This window comes from Stappia sp. ES.058, assembly GCF_900105595.1.
Classification (GTDB): Bacteria; Pseudomonadota; Alphaproteobacteria; order Rhizobiales; family Stappiaceae; genus Stappia.
On the sequence record NZ_LT629784.1, the window covers coordinates 1,056,794 to 1,075,292 of the forward strand.

The following is an 18,499-nucleotide window of genomic DNA, read 5'->3' on the forward strand; positions in this document are numbered from 1 at the left end:
ATTCCATGACCGACAGGAGCTTTCTGGACTGGCCGTTCTTCGATGACAGCCATCGCGCCTTTGCCGAGGAGGTGGAGGCATGGGCGGCGGCCAATGTGACGGGGTTGGTCGATCACCATGATGTCGACGGATCGTGTCGTCGTCTGGTTGCGGCACTCGGGACGGCCGGCATTCTGAAGGCGGCGGTCCCGCGCGCGCAGGGCGGGTTGAGCGACACGCTCGATGTCCGCCGTCTGTGCATCGCGCGCGAGACGCTGGCGCGCCATCACGGTCTGGCCGATTTCGCTTTTGCCATGCAGGGACTTGGCACCGGCTCGATTTCGCTTTTCGGATCCGCTGCGCTCAAGGAGCGGTATCTGCCGCCGGTCGGGCGCGGAGAGAGGCTCGCCGCTTTCGCCCTGTCGGAGCCGGAAGCCGGCTCCGACGTAGCAGCCCTTGCAACCGTGGCGGAACCCGATGGTCCGGATCATGTTCTGATTACCGGAGAGAAGACCTGGATCTCCAACGGTGGCATCGCCGATCATTACGTCGTGTTTGCGCGAACAGGCGATGCACCGGGCGCGCGGGGCTTGTCGGCCTTTGTAATCGACGCGGACGCGCCCGGATTTTCCGTTCGCGAGCGCATCGACACGGTCGCGCCGCATCCGCTCGCAGCGCTCGGCTTCGAGCGGATGCGCGTGCCGCTCTCGGCGCGCCTGGGAAAGTCCGGCGAGGGCTTCAAGGTGGCGATGGCGACGCTCGACATTTTCCGCTCCACCGTCGGGGCGGCGGCGCTTGGTTTCGCGCGTCGGGCCCTCGACGAGACGCTCGATCACACGACACGCCGCCAGCTCTTCGGCGCGCCGCTCGCCGACCTGCAGATGACGCAAGGGAGACTCGCCGACATGATCGCCGATGTCGATGCGGCGGCCCTTCTCGTTTATCGCGCTGCCTGGACCAAGGACATGGGTGCGCCGCGCATCACCCGTGAAGCGGCGCTTGCCAAGATGGTCGCGACCGAGAATGCGCAAAGGGTCGTCGATAGTGCGGTCCAGCTCCATGGCGGGAACGGCGTGCGCGTCGGCACCAAAGTCGAGGAGCTTTATCGCGACGTGCGGGCCCTGCGCATCTACGAGGGCGCGACCGAGATCCAGAAGGTGGTCATCGCCCGCCAGGCGATTGCCGATCACGCGGCGCGTGTGCAACAGAACACAGCCGCTGCCGAATAAGACGAAGCAAGCGCCGGAAAACCGGCCGACAACACGCATCCAGAGGAGAGCCGCATGGCCCAGTCAGCGCATCTCGACACATTCACCCGCGACAATCTTCCGGCGCGGGAGATGTGGCCGGAGTTCATCAATCTCGATCCGCTCGGGTATCCCGACCGCCTCAATTGCGCGAGCGAACTGCTCGATCGCAATGTCGCGGAAGGGCGCGGCGACAAGCCCGCGCTTGTCTCGCCGACGACGAGCTGGACGTACGGGCAATTGGCCGAAAAGGTCAATCGCATCGCCAATGTGCTGGTTTCCGATTTCGGGTTGAAACCCGGAAATCGTGTGCTCTTGCGCTTTCCCAACACGCCGATGATGACGGCGGTCTATTTCGCCGTGCTCAAGGCCGGCGGTGTCGTTGTCGCCACAATGCCGTTGCTGCGCGCCAAGGAAATGGCGGTCATCGTCGACAAGGCAGAGCTGTCTCTGGCCGTTTGCGATCATCGGCTGGCAGACGAGATGGAACTGACGCGCAAGCGCACGGACCGTCTTCGGCAGATCTTCTACAGCGGAGGCGAGGGACGCGACACGCTGGAAGCGCGGATGGAGACCGCCTCGCCGGAATTCACGGCCTGTGACACGGCGGCCGATGACGTGTGCCTTCTCGGCTTTACCTCCGGCACGACCGGCGAGCCCAAGGCGACGATGCACTTCCATCGCGATATGCTGGCGATCTGCGACTGTTATTCGCGCGAGGTTCTGCGTCCGGTGGAAAGCGATGTTTTCATCGGCTCGCCGCCGCTGGCCTTCACCTTCGGACTGGGCGGGCTGGTGCTGTTTCCCTTCCGCGCCGGCGCCACGGCGATCCTGCTGGAAAAGGCCGGGCCGGACGAGCTTCTGGCCGCAATTCCGCAAATGCGCCCGACCGTTATCTTCACCGCCCCGACGGCCTATCGCGCGATCCTCGCCAAGCGCGGCGACACCGACCTTTCAAGCTTGCGCAAATGCGTCTCCGCCGGCGAGGCGCTGCCCAAGGCGACCTGGGACGACTGGCATGCGGCGACGGGGATCAAGATCCTCGACGGCATCGGGGCGACCGAGCTTCTCCACATATTCATCGCCGCGCGCGAGGACGAGGTGCGCCCCGGCGCGACCGGCAAGCCGGTTCCCGGCTACGAGGCGAAGGTGATCGGACCCGATGGCAAGGATGTGCCGGACGGCACCCCGGGCCGCCTCGCCGTGCGTGGACCCACGGGCTGCCGCTATCTCGCGGATCCGCGCCAGGCCGACTATGTCGTCGACGGCTGGAACGTGACCGGCGACACCTATATCCGTGATGCGGACGGGTACTTCTGGTATCAGGCACGCTCCGACGACATGATCGTGTCGTCGGGTTACAACATCGCGGGTCCGGAGGTGGAGGGCACGCTGCTTGCGCATCCCGCCGTTGCGGAATGCGGTGTGGTCGGTGCGCCGGATCCCGATCGCGGACGCATCGTAAAGGCCTATATCGTTCTGAAGCCCGACGCCACCGGCGATGCAGAGCTTGCCAAGGCGCTTCAGGACTACGTCAAGGCCGAGCTGGCACCTTACAAATATCCGCGGGCCATCGAGTTCGTTACCGAACTGCCGCGTACCGAGACCGGCAAGCTGCAACGCTTTGCCCTGCGCGACATCGCGGCCACCGACTCCGGCGACGCAGGGTCCGCCCGCGCCGCATCCTGATTACGGAAAGACCGAATGACCAAGATTGCCGAAACCGCTCCGATCGAGACCGGAAACGCTGCCGCCGCCAAATTGCCCGCGAGCATGCCATCGCCCCTGACGGCGCTTCAGCCCGAAGGCTGGCCGCAGCCCCGCGGCTATGCCAACGGCATGGAAGGCCGCGGGCGCATGGCGCTGACCGGCGGGCAGATCGGCTGGACACCGGACGGCAAGTTCTCAAGCGTCTTCGTGGAGCAGGTTCGCCAGACGCTTGAAAACGTTGTTGCGGTGGTCCGGGCCGCGGGCGGCGGGCCCGAGCATATCGCCCGGCTGACCTGGTATGTCACCGACATGGAGGCTTATCGCGCCTGCCTCAAGGATCTCGGACCCGCCTATCGCTCCGTCATGGGGCGCAATTTCCCGGCGATGGCCGTCGTTCAGGTGCTGTCGCTCGTTGAAAAAGAAGCGATGGTGGAAATCGAGGGCACGGCGATCCTGCCGGAATGAGCCTCTTGCGGGGCGGGGACCGTGGGATAGTCTGAGCCGCTCGGACTGCCCAATCTGCAAGGAAGCCCCGACCATGGATGTCCTGGACGCGCTCGACAGCCGCTTTTCCTGCCGTGCCTTTCGACCCGACCCGGTGCCGGAGCCGGTGGTGCGCGACATCCTGCGGGCGGCCTCGCGTGCGCCGTCGGGCGGCAATCTCCAGCCCTGGCATGTGCATGCGCTCGCAGGCGATCCGCTTGCGCAGCTTGTCGACGACGTGCGTGGACGGATGACCGACATGCCGCGCGGCGAACCGGGCGAATACCGCGTCTATCCGCCGGAGCTGAAGGAGCCTTACGCGTCCCGGCGCTTCAAGGCCGGGGAAGACCTATATGCGACCATCGAGTTCGCGCGCGAGGACAAAGCCGCGCGCGGACGCCAGTTCCGGCGCAATTTCGAACTGTTCGGCGCGCCGGTCGGCGTCTTCGTCTATCTCGACCGCACCATGGGGCCACCGCAATGGGCCGATTGCGGCATGTTCCTGCAAAGCGTGATGCTTGCGGCGCGCGCGCATGGCCTGCACAGCTGCGCCCAGGAGGCCTGGGCGCAGTGGCATTCGCTGGTGGGCGAGCATCTTGCGCCGCCGCCCGAACACATGCTGTTTTGCGCCATCGCGCTCGGATACATGGACGAGGCCGCGCCGGTCAATCGCCTGCGCACGGAGCGTGCCGCCGTCGATGAGTTTGCGCGGTTCGGGGGCTTTGCGGCGGGGACGGAGAACTGACCGACGTCAGCCGGTGCCGGCCGTTTTCCGCGCGCGGAGGATGTCGACCGGTTCGCCGGCGATCCCCCAGTTCTCCATGTCAATTTCGTCGATGACGACGACGGTGGTTGCCGGATCCTTGTGGAGCACGTCAACGAGAAGGTCGGTGGCGCCGGCGATCAGCCGCGCCTTCTGCTCGCGCGTGACCCCTTCGCGGGTCACCTTGATGTTCACATAGGGCACGTCGCTCTCCTCAAGTCCCGTCGAATTCATCAGTCTGCCGGGCGGGTGACGTAGTCGAAGACCTTGGCGGCGATCAGCCATGTGTCCTCGACCTTTACCAGCGACAGGAAGTCGGTGAAGAAACGCTCGCCGATTGAGCTTTGCACCTGGGCAAGCGCCGCGTTGGGCCCGGCGAAGGTGATGGCGATAACCCGCCCATCCGGCGCCTCTCCACGCGAGGCCGGCGAGGGTCGGTGCGCGACGATCGGCAGGTAGTGGTCCATCGACCAGAAGCGGATGTCGCCGTCGGTCGTTGCCGCATAGAGCGCCTTTTCATGAAAGAGGCTGCCGAGCAGCTCCGCATCGCCGCGGTAAAGCGCGTCGTGATAGCGGGCGCACAGCGCCAGGGTCTCGGTGTCGTCGCGATATTGCATGACAGGCTCCCTGCTGCCGGTCGGGACCAGGCGGAGACGGCCCCGCCCGGTCCCGTTGGAAGACATTGCTCAGGCGGCCTTCAGCAGGCCTTCCGCCGTGAGCGCCGAGCGGGTTGCGGGGCGCGCCGCCACCCGGGCGACAAAGGCCTTCGCATGCGGGTACTCCTCGAGCGAAACACCGGTGAAATTCGTCCAGTTGAGCACCGTGAAGAGATAGGCGTCGGCGACCGAGAAGGTCTCGCCCATCAGATAGGCGCGACCGTCCGCAAGAACACGCTCGAAATGGGCGATCTTGCTGCCGATCTTCTCGACGGCGGCCTCGCGCGCGACGCCTTCCGCGGCCGGCTTGGCGAAGAGCGGCAAGAACGATTTGTGCAACTCGGCCGAGATGAAGTTGAGATGCCGGTGCAACTGGGTGCGCTCCCAGGATCCTGGCGCCGGGGCAAGGCCGGTGTCCGGGTTGCGGTCGGCGAGATACTGCAGGATCGCCGCACCCTCGGTCAGCACGTTGCCGTCGGCAAGCTCGATCGCCGGCACATAGCCGTCCGGATTGATCTGCAGGAAGTCGCGACCCGTCGCGGTGGTCTTCGCCGACGTGTCGACGCTCTCAATCTCGAAGGGCAGGTCGAGTTCGTGCAGGACGATATGGGTGGCGAGCGAGCAAGCGCCCGTCTTGTAGAAGAGTTTCATGAATGTCTCCCGTTCGTGGCGGCGGCCCCTCAGGCCGGCCGGGTGGGTGTTTGCGCGGTGATCGCCGCGTTCGGGAGGCATCTAGGATTTCGAGGTTACCTTTGTAAACCTGCAAACCTTATGTTATGAAAAAATGAGATTTCCACGCGGTAACCACATCCAGGGTTCATGTCTTTGGACGAACGGGTTAGCCAGGCGGCGGAGCGAGGGCGTAAAGATGCGGATCATGTTCTTATGGCGCTGAAATTGCGAAAAAACCAGAGTCCGCCGCCGCCCAACGGCTGCCCGCTCAGCCACTGCATGGAGATACTGAAAGGCGCCTGGACGCCAAACGTGATTTGGCATCTTTCGGCCGGGGCACGACGGTTTTCCGAGCTTCGGCTGGATATCCCGGCAGTCTCCGCCAAGGTGCTGACGGCGAGGCTGAAGGATCTGGAGCGCAAGGGCGTCGTCCATCGCGAAGTCCGGCCGACTTCGCCGCCCTCGGTCGAATATTCGCTGACGGATCTTGGCGCAGAGTTTCTGCCGGCGATCCGGGCAATCGTCGAGGTCTCGCACAAGCTGAAGACGCGCGGGCAGTCCGGTTGTTCGCCCGCGCGCGGCGAGGCGGCGGAGTAGCCCCGCCGTCCGCCGTGTTTCGTGTGTCCCTGTGCAGGCGTTAGCCGGTGGCCGCCGCCGCCGTCGGTGCCGCGCCGCGCGCTTTCGCCAGTTTCGTCACCACATTGTGGATGATCCGGTGGCCGGCATCCTGATCGAGCGACATGATTGATTCGGGATGGAACTGCACGGCCGCGATGGCTTCCTCGCTGTGCTCCACCGCCATGATTACCCCGTCAGACGTTTCGGATGTGATGCGCAAGCCGTCCGGAAGGGCCTCCTTGACGGCATGAAGCGAATGATAGCGGCCGACGGTCACCGGCGACGACAGTCCGTCGAAAAGCATCGATCCCGGCTCGAAGACGACCGGTGACGGCTTGCCGTGCATCGGCACGTCGAGCTGCGCCAATTTCCCGCCAAGCGCCTCGGTGAGTGCCTGAAGTCCAAGACACACGCCGAAGATCGGCAGCGCTCGCGCACGTGCCCGGCCGATGGTGGCGGCGCAGTCGAAGTCGGACGGACTGCCGGGACCGGGAGACAAAACAACCAGATCCGGGGCGACATCGTGGAAGACGCTGTCCGACACGGGCGAGCGGTAGGTGACGACCTCAGCACCCGTTTGGCGGAAGTAGTTCGCGAGCGTGTGGACGAAACTGTCCTCATGATCGACCAGCAGGATCTTCAGCCCCCTTCCCGGGAGGCTGGCTTCGGCGCCGACCGCGGCCGTATGGCCCTGTCCGGCTTCGCGCACGGCTGCGCGCATGGCTTCCGCCTTGAGCTCGGTTTCCGCCTCTTCCTCTTCCGGGATGCTGTCGTAGAGCAGCGTCGCCCCGGCGCGGATCTGGGCGACGCCGTCCTTGATCCGCACGGTGCGGAGCGTCAGCCCGGTGTTCATGTCGCCGTTGAACAGCACCGCGCCGATGGCGCCGCCGTACCATGCGCGCGGGCTCTTCTCGTGGCTTTCGATGAACTCCATCGCCCAGCGTTTCGGCGCTCCGGTCACGGTGACGGCCCATGTGTGCGACAGAAAGGCGTCGAGCGCGTCGAGATCGTCGCGCAGGATGCCCTCGATGTGATCGACGGTATGGATCAGTCTGGAATACATCTCGATCTGGCGGCGACCGATCATCCGCACGGAGCCGGGATCGCAAATCCGGCTCTTGTCGTTGCGATCGACATCGGAGCACATGGTGAGTTCCGCCTCGTCCTTGGCGGAATTCAGGAGCTTGCGGATCTGCGCCTCGTCCTCGATGGCGTTCTTTCCGCGCCGGATCGTGCCGGAGATCGGGCATGTCTCGACCCTGCGCCCGCCGGAAACGCGCACATACATCTCCGGGCTCGCGCCGACGAGATACTCCTGATTGCCCAAATTGATGAAGAAACCGTAGGGCGCGGGGTTGGTTTCCGTAAGCCGCCGGCTCACGGCGGAGGGAGGTGCCGGGCAAGCTTCGTAAAACGTTTGTCCCGGCACCGTCTCGAACAGATCGCCGCGCTTGAAGTGATCTTTTGCCGCGCGCACCAGCTCGGCATAATCGCCGGGCACATGATCCCCGTGCCCGGGATCCCCTTGCACCGGACGATAGGGATCGGATTTGCCGTCGCGCGGCAATCCCTCGGTGCTCTCGCCGTCGACGGTGAACTCATACGTCACCACATGCGCCTTGCGGCCGTAGTGGTCGACCAGCAGGATCTCGTCGGGCAGATAGAGCACGACGTCGCGCTGGTCTTTCGGGCGCTCGAGGCTCAACTCGATCGGCTCGAACTGGAACGCCAAATCGTAGCCGAAGCCGCCGTAGAGCCCGAGATGCTCGTCGTCGCAGGCAAACAGTGTGTTGATCGCGCGAATGACGGAGAAGACGGAGGGCTGGCGCGACCGGTCCTCCTCGGTGAAGGTCCGGGTCGGTCGCGCGATGCGCATGTCCAGCCGGTCGCCGGCGCGGCTCAGGCTTTCCAGGTCGGCAAGGTCCCTGAGATGCGCCTCGACAGCCGGAAGCAGGATCTTTCCACGCGCGTTCAACGCCTCTAGCCGAACGTCGCGCCCAAGCGATTCCAGCACCAGCGGCGGATTGATCAGCGCCATGTCCCAGCGCGTGTAGCGTCCCGGATACTCATAGGATGAGGAGAAGACCGCCCCGCGCTCTGCATCCAGCCGGTCGATCCAGGGGGAGGTGCCCTTTTGGTAGTCCGCAGCCTGCACCCGTTTCGTGAGGCCGATCCCGCCCTGCGTGACAAGGCTGATGTCGCGTCCCGTAAGCATGTCCGTCTCTTCCTCCGCCGCGCCGCCGGATCCCGCTTTCGCCGCCAGACATGACAAAGCCGCCGGCGGGACCCCGCGGCGGCTTTTCGATTTGCTTCAAGTGACATTCGGTCACACGCTGTCGATTGCCGCCTTCAAAGGGCGCGCCACCACCAGCCGTTGTTCAGGGTCCGAATGTCGCTCATGCATTTTCAGTAGCGCAAGGCGGCCGCGCGCGCAACGGAGGAATCATGCCGTAAGCGGCGGGGCCGGGTTCGGGTCCTCGCTTCCATCGACCAGCCGACCCAGCCGGACGGCCGTCAGCCCCTTGTCGAGGCGGCGCGTCGGCATGATCAGCATCATGTTGTCTTCCGGTGTCACCACGGAGACCTCGCCGTCATGGGCGATCACGGTTCCGGCCCTCTCGATCACCTCGCCGCCGATGAACGGCTGGGTGAAGCGAAACGATTCCGTCGAGATCGTGATCGGAGCGGCAATCTCGATGAACTGCTGGGGGACTGGGGCAGGACGCGAGGCGAGATACTCGGCGCCGAAGTCGGGAGCGACCGCACCCGTTGCATGAAGGAACCGCAGGCTCGTCTCGATGGCGACGTCGGCTGCCTCCGCCTCCCAATGCTGCCCGCATTCCACCAGCAGCGCATTGCGCTCGCTCGCCGGATCGATGAAGGCCGCATAGTCGCGCAGCCGTTTGCCCGCCGCATGGCCGGCATCGCTGACGACAAGCTCCGGAACGCCGATGGCCTGTGCCAGAGCGCGGCCCTTGGCGAGCGGCCCGGCCAGCATCAGCGGCGGCGTCGCGTTCTGCATCGAGTGGAGGTCCAGAAGCAGGTCGACGGTATCGAAGAACGGGCGAAGCACGCGCGCCCGCCGGCGTTCCAGCGAGGCGTCGTCATCGAGCGTTGCAGCCTGCCACAGACGGTTCATGTCCTCATCCGCCCAGCGTGAGGCAAAGGGATCGGACGTGTCGAAGCGCGCATAGGCGTCGAGATTGACGAAGACAAGCGAGAGTTTGCCCCGCACCGGCGCGACATCGTGTTTGAACAGCCAGTCGAGCGCGATCGGGCCGCAAAGCTCGTTGCCGTGCACGATGGCGGAGATTGTGACATGCGGCCCCGGCTTTCCGCTGTCGAAGGTCGTTACACCTTCAATGCCGGTGTTGCCGGCCAGATAGGGGGTGATGTCCACCTTCGAGAGTTCGACGGTGGGCGTGTCGGCGGAAACTGCTGTCATGATTCGATCCGTTTGAATGCGTGCTGAAATGGTGGAAGGAAACGGTGCCGGGCGTCAGCCGCAGGCCTCGTCGAGGACCTTGTTGAGGAAGGCGCCGCATTTCTCCAGCTCGGAGACGGCGATGAACTCGTCCGCCTTGTGTGCCTGTTCGATGGAGCCCGGCCCGATGACGACGGTCGGCACCGCGCCGATCTCGACAAATCGGCCGCCTTCGGTTCCATAGGCGACCTTGGCGTGGTCGTTGCGCCCGGCGAGCCGTTTGGCCAGCCGCGTGACTTCCGCATCAATCTCAGTGTCGAGGCCCGGAAAGCTCGAGATCTGTTCGAAGGAAATGCCGGTTTCAGGCGCGATTGCCTGCATCTCCGGTTCGAGTTCCTCGCGGGCGTAGCGCATAACCTCGTCGACCAGCGTGTCGACGTCCTCGGCCGGCAGGGCGCGGAATTCGAAGGACAGCTCGGCCCGGTCGGGCACGATGTTGAGCGCCGTTCCGCCCTGGAGGATGCCTGTGTGCGCAGTCGTGACCGGAACGTCGTAGAGATCGTCGCTCATCCCGCTGGCCAGCGTCTTGCCCATCTCGCGGACCTTCAGTGCCAGCATGGCGGCATAGTCGACGGCGTTGACGCCCTGCGGCGCCAGCGAGGAATGGCAGGTCCGGCCCGTGACGATGGCCTTGTAGGAGCGCTTCGCCTTGTGGCCGACGATCACCTGCATTTCGGTCGGCTCGCCGACGAAACAGGCGCGCGGCATGGCGACGGTCTCGACCAGCTTGCGGATCAGGCTTGGAACGCCCTTGCAGCCGACTTCCTCGTCGTAGGAAAAGGCGAGATGGATCGGCGCTTTCAGGTCGCGGGCCAGCATGTCGTCGACCTTGGCGAGACAGCAGGCCAAAAACCCCTTCATGTCGCAGGAGCCGCGCCCGTAGAGAAGGCCGTCGCGTTCTTCCAGCGAAAACGGGTCGCTCGCCCAGTCCTGGCCGTCGACCGGCACGACGTCGGTATGCCCTGAAAGAACGTAACCCGGCACGTCACGCGGACCGATCGTCGCAAGCAGGTTGGCTTTCTCGCCGGTTTCGTCCGGAATGCGGGTGGACGAGACACCGCGCTTTGCCAGGAAGTCCTCGACATAGGCGATCAGGGCCAGGTTTGAATTGCGGCTGGTCGTATCGAAGGCCACGAGATCGGTGAGGATCTGCGCCGCAACGGGTCTTGCTGAGGTTAACATGTCGGTCGTCCTTTGGCGGCCGTCAGGCCGGGTGTGAATAGGCGTCGGCCGGGACCGCTCGGCGGGCGTGTTCGATAAACCGCTGCGCGATAGGGGTCACCTTGCCGGATGGCATGAAAAACTGGGTGAGATAGTCCACGCGGGGTGTGAAACGGCGGAATTCCACCCCTTCTATCCGGCACTGCCCCACCGGAAAAGGGTTTACGAGGCCAAGTCCGATGCCGGATCGCACCAGTTCGCAAATGGCGATGCTGGTCGCCGTTTCGACCTTGATCTCGCGATGGATGCCGCGCTCGGCGAAGATCCTGTCGTAGACATTGCGCTGGTGAAAGCGACGGGTGAGGGCAATGAACGGTTCCCCCGCCATGTCTTCGGCCGTGATTTCCGTTTTGTCCGCGAGCCGATGGTCGGAGGGAATCGCGGCATGGGCAATGGCATGGCGGAACGGGTGCATGCGCAATCCGTCGTGGCGAATCAGGTGGTCGCTGATGCCGAGGTCGGCGTTTTCGTCCGCGACCGCCGCGGCCACCGTGGTCGACATGCCGATTTCCAGGTGAATGCTGGTCTCCGGATGTTCCTTGAGGAAACCGGCGATCAGTCCGGTCAGCAGATGGTGGCTCAGCGTGGGAGGCGCGGCGATCCGCAGCCGTTTTGCGTTGCTGTCGTCGCTGGCGGTGGTTTCCAGGCGGGCAAGCGTCGCGAAGATCGGCTCGATCTGCTCGTTGAAGGCCAGGCCTTCCGATGTCGGCTGGATCTTGTTGCCCGAGCGATGGAACAATTCGCGTCCCAGACGTGCCTCGAGTTGCTGGATGGCGCGGCTCACTGCGGGTTGCGAGATGCCGAGCTTGTGGGCGGCTGCCGTCGTCTTGCCCTCGGTGATGACCGCCCGCAGAACTTCGAGTTCGCGAAGGGTCAAGCCGTTTCGGTGGCTGCCGTCGCCCGCGGCGCGTGTCATGGAGACCTCAAGGGTAGGTATTTACGACAAGAATAGAGCTATGTTTTTTAGTTATCGTTTTTCGATTGTCCATCATATAATCGCATAATAGCCTCATGAACAAGATGAAGCCGTTCCACAAAAGAGGACGGTCGCAACCAGCCGGAGATTCATCCGATCCCGCTCCGGCTGTTCGAAATTCCAGAGGGATACGGAGGGGAGATTTTCCTGATGAAATTTACCAAGGCGCCATTGGTGTGCGCGATTTTGGGTACGGCGTGTTCCGCCGTTGCCCTGGCCGGGCCGGCCGCTGCCGAGGACATTACGATCGGTGTGGCTTCGGAGGCGACGTCCGTAGATCCGCATTTCCACAATCTCGGGCCCAACAACCAGCTGGGCTTCATGATCTACGATCGCCTGGCGAACCCCGACGAGCGTCAGAACTTCAAGCCGGGCCTTGCGGTGTCCTGGAAGCCGGTGAACCCGACGACCTGGGAATTCAAGCTGCGCGAGGGCGTGAAGTTCCACGACGGAACCGACTTCAACGCCGACGATGTGATCTGCACCTTCGAGCGCGCCCCGAATGTGCCGAACTCCCCGGCGGGCTTTTCCACCTACATCAAGGGGAAGAGCTTCGAGAAGATCGATGACTACACGGTGCACGTGAAGACTGAAGCGCCCTATCCGCTGATGGTCAACGACGTGGGCAATGTCGCGATCATATCCAACGAGACCGGCTGCGACGGCACCACCGAGGCGTTCAACTCGGGTGAAGCTGCGGCCGGAACCGGACCCTTCAAGTTCGTCGAATATGTTCCCGGCGACCGCATCGTGCTTGAGGGCAACGATGACTACTGGGGCGACAAGCCTGCCTGGGACACGGTCACGATCAAGCCGATCAAGTCCGGTCCCTCGCGCGTTGCAGCCCTTCTCGCCGGCGACGTCGATGTGATCAGCGGCGTGCCGACGACCGACATCGAAACGCTGAAGGCGCGCGACGACGTCACCCTGTCGCAGGGCGTGTCGAACCGCGTCATCTATCTTCACATCGACCAGTTCCGCGAGGACTCGCCGTTCGTGAACGCGAACGGCGGCGGCGACATAAAGAACCCGCTGATGGACCAGAAGGTGCGTCTTGCGATTTCCAAGGCGATCTCGCGCGAACTGATCCGCGACCGCGTCATGGAAGGGCTTTCGATCCCCGCCGGTCAGCTTCTGCCGGAAGGGTTCTTCGGAGTATCCGAAAACCTCGAGCCGGAAAGCTATGACCCCGAAGCAGCCAAGGCGCTTCTGGCGGAAGCCGGCTTGCCAGATGGCTTCGAGCTGACGATCCATGGCCCCAACGATCGCTATGTCAACGACGCCAAGATCGTCGAGGGCATTGCCCAGATGCTGACCAGCATCGGCATCAAGACGAAGGTCGAGACACTTCCGCGGTCGGTCTATTTTTCACGCGCTTCGCGTGGCGCGGAAGGCCTTCCCGAGTTCTCGCTTATTCTCGTTGGCTGGGGTGCCGGCTCGGGTGAGGCGTCTTCGCCATTGCGCGCGCTGATCGCCACTTTCGACCCGGACAAGGGAATGGGTACCGCAAACCGTGGCCGTTATTCCAATCCTGAAGTTGATGCGGTGATCGAGGCGGCGCTCGCCGAGGTCGACGATCAGAAGCGTCAGGATCTGCTGGCCAAGGCAACGGAAATGGCGATTGCGGATCTCGCGATCATTCCGATCCACTATCAGGTCAACACCTGGGCGAGCCGCAAGGGGCTGAGCTACATCCCCCGCACGGACGAGTACACCGTCGCCTACGGTGTGGTGAAGGACTGATCCTGTACCGGCGGAAGCGACCGGGGTTTCCCGGCCGCTTCCGCTTTTTGCAGCCAGCAGTCCGGATCCCGCATTGCGCGTTCGCTTCGTGATCGTCGCGGCCTTGAACTCCGGCCCAGGATACCCCGGACCATGAGCGTTTTCATTCTTCGCCGCCTCCTGCAGAGCGCGCTCGTGATGGTCGCCATGGCCTGCATCGTGTTCTTCGGCATCCATATGGTCGGCGATCCGGTCTACATGTTCGTTTCGCCCGACATGGACCAGGCCGACATCGAGCAGGTCACGCGCGCACTCGGTCTCGACCGGCCGATCTGGGAGCAGTTCTGGGCGTTCTTGACCAGCGCCATCCAGGGCGATCTCGGTCAGTCCTTCGTCTTCGGCGAATCCGCGCTGGGCCTGATCGTCCAGCGTATGCCGGCAACGCTGGAACTTGCCTTTGCGGCGCTGTTCCTGGCGGTGGTTTTCGGCATTCCGCTCGGCCTCTACGCCGGCCTTTATCCTGACAGCAAGACCTCCAAGACAATCATGGCCGGCTCGATTCTGGGCTTTTCGTTGCCCACCTTCTGGGTCGGCATCATGATGATCATGGTTTTTGCGGTGGTGCTCGGGTGGCTGCCGTCGACCGGGCGCGGGGACACCGTCGATGTGTTCGGCGTCCAGCTCTCGTTTCTGACCCTTGACGGCCTGCGGCATCTGGCGCTGCCGGCACTGAACCTTGCGCTCCTGAAGATCTCGCTCGTCATTCGCCTGACGCGCGCCGGCACGCGCGAGGCCATGCTGCAGGACTACATCAAGTTCGCGCGCGCCAAGGGGTTGTCACGCAATCGCATTGTCGGCGTGCACCTCTTGAAGAACATTCTCATCCCCGTGGTGACAGTGCTTGGGCTGGAATTCGGGTCACTGGTCGCATTCTCCGTCGTGACGGAAACCATTTTCGCCTGGCCTGGCATGGGCAAGCTTCTGATCGAATCCATCCAGCAGCTCGACCGGCCGGTCATCGTCGCCTACCTGATGATGATCGTCTTCCTGTTCGTCGTCATCAACCTCCTGGTCGACATTGTCTACTCGCTTCTCGATCCGCGCGTGCGGCTCGCCGACCGCGGAAACTGAGTGGACCCATGAGCACCAGCGATCCATTGGACACCCCGACCGTGACAGATACGACAGAGGCTCAAAGCGCCAAGGTCGACACGCCCTTGCGACGCTTCCTGTCGGATTATTCCGACAGTCCGCTTGCGGTGGGAGCGGCGGTCGTCCTGTTCCTGATCATCCTGATCGCGATTTTCGCGCCCTGGATTTCGCCGCAGGACCCCTATGATCTCGCCGTCGTGTCGATTTTCAACGCGCGCCTGCCGCCGGGCAGTTTCGCGATGGACGGAACGCCGTTCCTGCTCGGCACGGACGGCGCCGGGCGCGATCTGCTGTCCGCGATCTTCTACGGATTGCGCATCTCGCTGTCCGTGGGCGTGGCGTCCGGCATCATCGCCATCATCGTCGGCATGAGTGTCGGGCTGGCGGCTGCCTATGCGGGCGGGCGCACCGAGAACCTGATCATGCGCGTTGTCGACCTGCAGCTGTCGCTTCCCGCCGTGCTGATCGCGTTGATCCTGCTGGCGATCCTCGGCAAGGGCGTCGACAAGATCATCATCGCGCTGGTGGTGGCGCAATGGGCCTATTATGCGCGCACCGTGCGCGCCTCCGCGCTTGTGGAGCGCCGTCGCGAGTACGTCGAGGCGGCCGCGTGCCTGGGGCTCGGTCATGCCCGCATCATCTTCCGCCATATCCTGCCCAATTGTGTTGCGCCGCTGATCGTCGTCGGCACCGTGCAAACGGCCCATGCGATCGCGCTGGAAGCGACGCTGTCCTTCCTCGGCGTCGGCCTGCCGCCGACCGAACCATCGCTGGGGCTGCTGATCGCCAACGGTTTCGACTACATGTTGTCGGGCAAATACTGGATCGCCGTCTTCCCCGGTGTTGCCCTCCTGATCACCATCGTTTCCATCAACATGGTCGGCGACCAGCTGCGCGATGTGTTGAACCCCCGACTGCAAAAGTGAGGACGGAATGAGCGAGCCACCCGTCCTGGAGGTCAAGGATCTCAAGACGCATTTTTTCACCAAGGCCGGCATTGCGCGCGCTGTCGACGGCGTGTCCTTCTCGCTGGCACGCGGAGAGGTGCTCGGCATCGTCGGTGAAAGCGGTTCCGGCAAGACCGTGACCGGTTTTTCGATGATGGGACTTGTCGATCCGCCCGGACGTGTGGTCGACGGATCGATCCGTCTCGGCGGCGAGGAACTTGTCGGCAAATCGGAAAGCGCCTGGCGGTCCTTGCGCGGACGCAAGATCGCGATGATCTTCCAGGACCCGATGATGACCCTCAACCCGGTCCTGCGGGTCGATACGCAGATGATCGAGGCCATCCGCGCGCATGAACACGTATCGGAAGAGGCGGCCCGCGAGCGCGCCCGCGCGGCACTTGCCCGCGTCGGCATTCCCTCGCCGGATGAGCGTCTGGTCGCCTATCCGCACCAGTTCTCGGGCGGCATGCGACAGCGTGTGGCGATTGCCATTGCGCTCCTAAACGAGCCGGACGTGATCGTCGCCGACGAACCGACGACCGCGCTCGATGTCACCATCCAGGCGCAGATCCTCTACGAGGTGCAAAAGCTTTGCGCCGATACCGGTCTCGCGATGATCTGGATCACCCATGACCTCGCGGTCGTCGGCGGCCTCGCGGATCGTGTTGCGGTGATGTACGCCGGGCGTATCGTGGAGGAAGGACCGGTGGGCGAGGTGCTCGACGGTCCGCTTCATCCCTACACGCGCGGGCTGATCGGCTCGGTGCCGAGCCACAATCGGCGGGGCCGGCGGCTGACCCAGATCCCCGGCATGGCGCCGTCGCTGCTGGCCCTGCCGCCGGGATGCAGCTTCGCCGCGCGCTGTCCGCGCGCCGATGCCGCCTGTACGACGATGCCGGAGCTTGCGGCCGCGGACGGACACCGGGCGGTACGCTGTCACCATCCGCATCATGCGGACGAGCCGGCGATCGAAGGAGGCTCGGTATGAGCAAGCAGCCCCTGATGCGGCTTGAGGGCGTCTCCAAACGCTTTTCCAAGCGTCTGGATACCGCTGAAAAGATCGTCAACCTGTTGGGCGGCGACAGGCGGGAAGAGGTCGTGCATGCAGTCGACCGCGTCTCCATGGAAATCGCCGATGGCGAGGTTGTCGGCCTCGTCGGCGAAAGCGGCTGCGGCAAGTCCACGCTCGGGCGTGTTGTCGCCGGCGTGCATGGGGCGAGCGACGGCAAGGTCTACTGGCGTGGCAAGGATATCTCGACGCTGACCGGCGCCGAGCGCCGCGATGCCCTCTTGAAGATCCAGATGATCTTCCAGGATCCCATGTCCTCGCTCAACCCGCGCATGCGGGTGCGCGATATCGTTGGCGAGGCGCCGCGCGTCCATGGCCTGATTTCGGCCGGCGAGGTCGATGACTACGTCGACAAGATGCTGCTGCGCGTCGGTCTCGATCCGGACTTCCGGATGCGTTATCCGCATCAGTTTTCCGGCGGTCAGCGCCAGCGCGTCGGCATCGCCCGCGCGCTTGCCGTGGAGCCGGATTTCCTCGTGTGCGACGAAAGCATCGCCGCGCTCGACGTCTCCATCCAGGCGCAGGTGCTCAACCTGTTCATGGATCTGCGCGAAGAGCTGGGCCTGACCTATCTGTTCATCTCGCACGATCTGGGGGTCGTGGAGCATCTCTCCGACCGGGTGGTGATCATGTATCTGGGCCGGGTGGTCGAGGTGTCGCCGACGGAAGACCTTTTCGCCGGGCCGAACCACCCATACGCGCAGGCACTTCTGGATGAGGTTCCGCGCATTGACACGCGCAAGCGTGTCTTCCAGCCGATCAAGGGAGAGATTCCGTCGCCGATCAATCCGCCGCCGGGGTGTCACTTCCATCCACGCTGCCCGCGGGCATTTGCGCGTTGTCGCGAGGAAGCTCCGGCGCTGCGCGAGATCGCGCCGGGACGCCTCTCCGCCTGCCATTTGAACGACGGATAGCGGGTTATGGCAGACGGCAGGCCCGCCGATGGCACGATGATCGAGGTCCGCCGGCCGGCGCGTGTGCTGGCGCCGCTTGTGCTCGACAGCCCGCATTCGGGGACGGTTTATCCGCCGGACTTCGATCCGCTCCAGCCGCCATCGCGCTACCGTCGCGCGGAGGACATGTATGTCGATGAGCTGTTCGGCGCCGCACCCGATCTCGGACTGCCGTTGCTCGCGGCCCGCTTCGGGCGGATCTATTGCGATGTGAACCGGGCCTTCGACGACCTGTCTCCCGAAACGTTGGCCGACGGTGACGGTCTGGTGCTTGCGCCAAGCGCAAAGGCCCGGCTCGGCAAGGGTGTCGTGTGGACCGCGACGCCTCCGGACGGCGCGCCGTTGCTGGCCTCGCCGCTGGCGCGTTCCGACTATGAGGCGCGCCTTTCGCGTTGCTGGCGGCCCTATCACGCAAGCCTTGCTGCGCTCTTGAAGGAGACCCGCGGGGCGGGGCGGGGCGTCTATCATCTCGATCTGCATTCCATGCAGCCGGTTGCAAACGCCATGCATGAAGACACAACGGGCGGCTTGCGACCCGACATTGTCCTGTCGGACCGCGAGGGCCAAAGCTGCGAGCCCGGCTTCATCGAGGCTGCCAAGCGGATTCTGGGCCGTCTCGGTTTTTCCGTCGCGATCAACGATCCCTTCAAGGGGGCGGAGATCCTGGCCCGGCACGGAGACCCAGAGAATGGTGTCCACAGTCTGCAGGTCGAGGTCAACCGCGCGCTCTACATGAACGTCGAAACCTATGAAAAGACAGCGGATTTCTCGGACACTCAGCAGCGGCTGAGCGTGTTTCTGCGCGACCTGCGCGATTGGGTCGCGGCAAGATAGCCCCGCCTTCGCT

General features: G+C 64.2%; 18 protein-coding genes. 11 read left to right on the forward strand and 7 right to left on the reverse strand.

Annotated features, from left to right (window positions below):
• The first annotated feature begins 5 nt into the window (after window positions 1-5).
• From BLU32_RS04995 to BLU32_RS05010, 4 genes are all read left to right on the forward strand, one after another.
• Window positions 6-1,208, forward strand: a complete 1,203-nt coding sequence (locus tag BLU32_RS04995; RefSeq protein ID WP_093805263.1) for an acyl-CoA dehydrogenase family protein — start codon at window positions 6-8, stop codon at window positions 1,206-1,208.
• A 54-nt stretch (window positions 1,209-1,262) separates the two neighbouring features.
• Window positions 1,263-2,915: a benzoate-CoA ligase family protein gene (locus BLU32_RS05000; RefSeq protein WP_093805264.1), complete on the forward strand. Its 1,653-nt coding sequence runs from the start codon at window positions 1,263-1,265 to the stop codon at window positions 2,913-2,915.
• Between the two features lie 15 nt (window positions 2,916-2,930).
• A complete protein-coding gene (locus BLU32_RS05005) occupies window positions 2,931-3,401 on the forward strand; it encodes a RidA family protein (protein ID WP_244501793.1) in 471 nt (156 codons plus the stop codon).
• A gap of 73 nt (window positions 3,402-3,474) precedes the next feature.
• A complete protein-coding gene (locus BLU32_RS05010; RefSeq protein ID WP_093805265.1) occupies window positions 3,475-4,164 on the forward strand; it encodes a nitroreductase in 690 nt (229 codons plus the stop codon).
• Between the two features lie 6 nt (window positions 4,165-4,170).
• Here BLU32_RS05010 and BLU32_RS05015 read toward each other — a convergent pair whose 3' ends face one another.
• The 3 genes from BLU32_RS05015 to gstA all read right to left on the reverse strand — a co-directional run bounded on the left by BLU32_RS05015 (window position 4,171) and on the right by gstA (window position 5,489).
• On the reverse strand, window positions 4,171-4,386 hold the full coding sequence (locus tag BLU32_RS05015) for a 4-oxalocrotonate tautomerase family protein (protein WP_093810609.1): 216 nt from the start codon (window positions 4,384-4,386) through the stop codon (window positions 4,171-4,173).
• 29 nt (window positions 4,387-4,415) lie between these two features.
• Window positions 4,416-4,799 carry a nuclear transport factor 2 family protein gene (locus BLU32_RS05020; protein WP_093810611.1) on the reverse strand — a complete coding sequence of 128 codons (384 nt, stop codon included), beginning with the start codon at window positions 4,797-4,799 and terminating at the stop codon, window positions 4,416-4,418.
• Window positions 4,800-4,868: 69 nt separating this feature from the next.
• Window positions 4,869-5,489: a glutathione transferase GstA gene (gene gstA, locus BLU32_RS05025; protein ID WP_093810613.1), complete on the reverse strand. Its 621-nt coding sequence runs from the start codon at window positions 5,487-5,489 to the stop codon at window positions 4,869-4,871.
• A 300-nt stretch (window positions 5,490-5,789) separates the two neighbouring features.
• On the opposite strand from gstA, the gene BLU32_RS05030 reads away from it, so the two are divergent.
• Window positions 5,790-6,107 carry a helix-turn-helix domain-containing protein gene (locus BLU32_RS05030; RefSeq protein WP_256371432.1) on the forward strand — a complete coding sequence of 106 codons (318 nt, stop codon included), beginning with the start codon at window positions 5,790-5,792 and terminating at the stop codon, window positions 6,105-6,107.
• 40 nt (window positions 6,108-6,147) lie between these two features.
• Here BLU32_RS05030 and BLU32_RS05035 read toward each other — a convergent pair whose 3' ends face one another.
• From BLU32_RS05035 to BLU32_RS05050, 4 genes are all read right to left on the reverse strand, one after another.
• Complete coding sequence (locus BLU32_RS05035; protein WP_093810615.1) at window positions 6,148-8,343, reverse strand: anthranilate synthase; 2,196 nt, start codon at window positions 8,341-8,343, stop codon at window positions 6,148-6,150.
• Between the two features lie 228 nt (window positions 8,344-8,571).
• Window positions 8,572-9,573 carry a succinylglutamate desuccinylase/aspartoacylase family protein gene (locus tag BLU32_RS05040; protein ID WP_093805267.1) on the reverse strand — a complete coding sequence of 334 codons (1,002 nt, stop codon included), beginning with the start codon at window positions 9,571-9,573 and terminating at the stop codon, window positions 8,572-8,574.
• Between the two features lie 54 nt (window positions 9,574-9,627).
• The gene (argE, locus tag BLU32_RS05045) at window positions 9,628-10,794 is read right to left on the reverse strand and encodes an acetylornithine deacetylase (RefSeq protein WP_093805268.1); all 1,167 of its coding nucleotides are present in this window, start codon (window positions 10,792-10,794) and stop codon (window positions 9,628-9,630) included.
• Between the two features lie 22 nt (window positions 10,795-10,816).
• Entirely contained in the window at window positions 10,817-11,749 is a 933-nt protein-coding gene (locus tag BLU32_RS05050; protein WP_093805269.1) for a LysR family transcriptional regulator, read from the reverse strand.
• A gap of 210 nt (window positions 11,750-11,959) precedes the next feature.
• Between BLU32_RS05050 and BLU32_RS05055 the strand changes: the two genes are divergently transcribed.
• The 6 genes from BLU32_RS05055 to BLU32_RS05080 all read left to right on the forward strand — a co-directional run bounded on the left by BLU32_RS05055 (window position 11,960) and on the right by BLU32_RS05080 (window position 18,486).
• The gene (locus tag BLU32_RS05055) at window positions 11,960-13,552 is read left to right on the forward strand and encodes an ABC transporter substrate-binding protein (protein WP_093805270.1); all 1,593 of its coding nucleotides are present in this window, start codon (window positions 11,960-11,962) and stop codon (window positions 13,550-13,552) included.
• A gap of 132 nt (window positions 13,553-13,684) precedes the next feature.
• Window positions 13,685-14,662: an ABC transporter permease gene (locus BLU32_RS05060; RefSeq protein WP_093805271.1), complete on the forward strand. Its 978-nt coding sequence runs from the start codon at window positions 13,685-13,687 to the stop codon at window positions 14,660-14,662.
• A gap of 41 nt (window positions 14,663-14,703) precedes the next feature.
• The gene (locus tag BLU32_RS05065; protein ID WP_244501795.1) at window positions 14,704-15,609 is read left to right on the forward strand and encodes an ABC transporter permease; all 906 of its coding nucleotides are present in this window, start codon (window positions 14,704-14,706) and stop codon (window positions 15,607-15,609) included.
• Between the two features lie 7 nt (window positions 15,610-15,616).
• Window positions 15,617-16,618 (forward strand): ABC transporter ATP-binding protein, encoded by a 1,002-nt coding sequence (locus BLU32_RS05070; RefSeq protein ID WP_093805273.1) that lies wholly within the window; start codon window positions 15,617-15,619, stop codon window positions 16,616-16,618.
• On the forward strand, window positions 16,615-17,613 hold the full coding sequence (locus BLU32_RS05075; protein ID WP_093805274.1) for an ABC transporter ATP-binding protein: 999 nt from the start codon (window positions 16,615-16,617) through the stop codon (window positions 17,611-17,613). Before BLU32_RS05070 ends, BLU32_RS05075 begins: the two co-directional genes overlap by 4 nt.
• A gap of 6 nt (window positions 17,614-17,619) precedes the next feature.
• Window positions 17,620-18,486 (forward strand): N-formylglutamate amidohydrolase, encoded by an 867-nt coding sequence (locus tag BLU32_RS05080; protein WP_093805275.1) that lies wholly within the window; start codon window positions 17,620-17,622, stop codon window positions 18,484-18,486.
• The last annotated feature ends 13 nt before the right edge of the window (window positions 18,487-18,499 follow it).

What these genes read in the sequence shown, in the direction of transcription:
- BLU32_RS05035 (WP_093810615.1), bottom strand. Translation starts at nt 8,343, where the DNA reads ATGCTTACGGGACGCGACATCAGCCTTGTCACGCAGGGCGGGATCGGC.
- gstA (WP_093810613.1), bottom strand. Translation starts at nt 5,489, where the DNA reads ATGAAACTCTTCTACAAGACGGGCGCTTGCTCGCTCGCCACCCATATC.
- BLU32_RS05030 (WP_256371432.1), top strand. Translation starts at nt 5,790, where the DNA reads ATGGAGATACTGAAAGGCGCCTGGACGCCAAACGTGATTTGGCATCTT.
- BLU32_RS05070 (WP_093805273.1), top strand. Translation starts at nt 15,617, where the DNA reads ATGAGCGAGCCACCCGTCCTGGAGGTCAAGGATCTCAAGACGCATTTT.
- BLU32_RS05010 (WP_093805265.1), top strand. Translation starts at nt 3,475, where the DNA reads ATGGATGTCCTGGACGCGCTCGACAGCCGCTTTTCCTGCCGTGCCTTT.
- BLU32_RS04995 (WP_093805263.1), top strand. Translation starts at nt 6, where the DNA reads ATGACCGACAGGAGCTTTCTGGACTGGCCGTTCTTCGATGACAGCCAT.
- BLU32_RS05005 (WP_244501793.1), top strand. Translation starts at nt 2,931, where the DNA reads ATGACCAAGATTGCCGAAACCGCTCCGATCGAGACCGGAAACGCTGCC.
- BLU32_RS05055 (WP_093805270.1), top strand. Translation starts at nt 11,960, where the DNA reads ATGAAATTTACCAAGGCGCCATTGGTGTGCGCGATTTTGGGTACGGCG.
- BLU32_RS05000 (WP_093805264.1), top strand. Translation starts at nt 1,263, where the DNA reads ATGGCCCAGTCAGCGCATCTCGACACATTCACCCGCGACAATCTTCCG.
- BLU32_RS05080 (WP_093805275.1), top strand. Translation starts at nt 17,620, where the DNA reads ATGGCAGACGGCAGGCCCGCCGATGGCACGATGATCGAGGTCCGCCGG.
- BLU32_RS05060 (WP_093805271.1), top strand. Translation starts at nt 13,685, where the DNA reads ATGAGCGTTTTCATTCTTCGCCGCCTCCTGCAGAGCGCGCTCGTGATG.
- argE (WP_093805268.1), bottom strand. Translation starts at nt 10,794, where the DNA reads ATGTTAACCTCAGCAAGACCCGTTGCGGCGCAGATCCTCACCGATCTC.
- BLU32_RS05050 (WP_093805269.1), bottom strand. Translation starts at nt 11,749, where the DNA reads ATGACACGCGCCGCGGGCGACGGCAGCCACCGAAACGGCTTGACCCTT.
- BLU32_RS05020 (WP_093810611.1), bottom strand. Translation starts at nt 4,799, where the DNA reads ATGCAATATCGCGACGACACCGAGACCCTGGCGCTGTGCGCCCGCTAT.
- BLU32_RS05075 (WP_093805274.1), top strand. Translation starts at nt 16,615, where the DNA reads ATGAGCAAGCAGCCCCTGATGCGGCTTGAGGGCGTCTCCAAACGCTTT.
- BLU32_RS05040 (WP_093805267.1), bottom strand. Translation starts at nt 9,573, where the DNA reads ATGACAGCAGTTTCCGCCGACACGCCCACCGTCGAACTCTCGAAGGTG.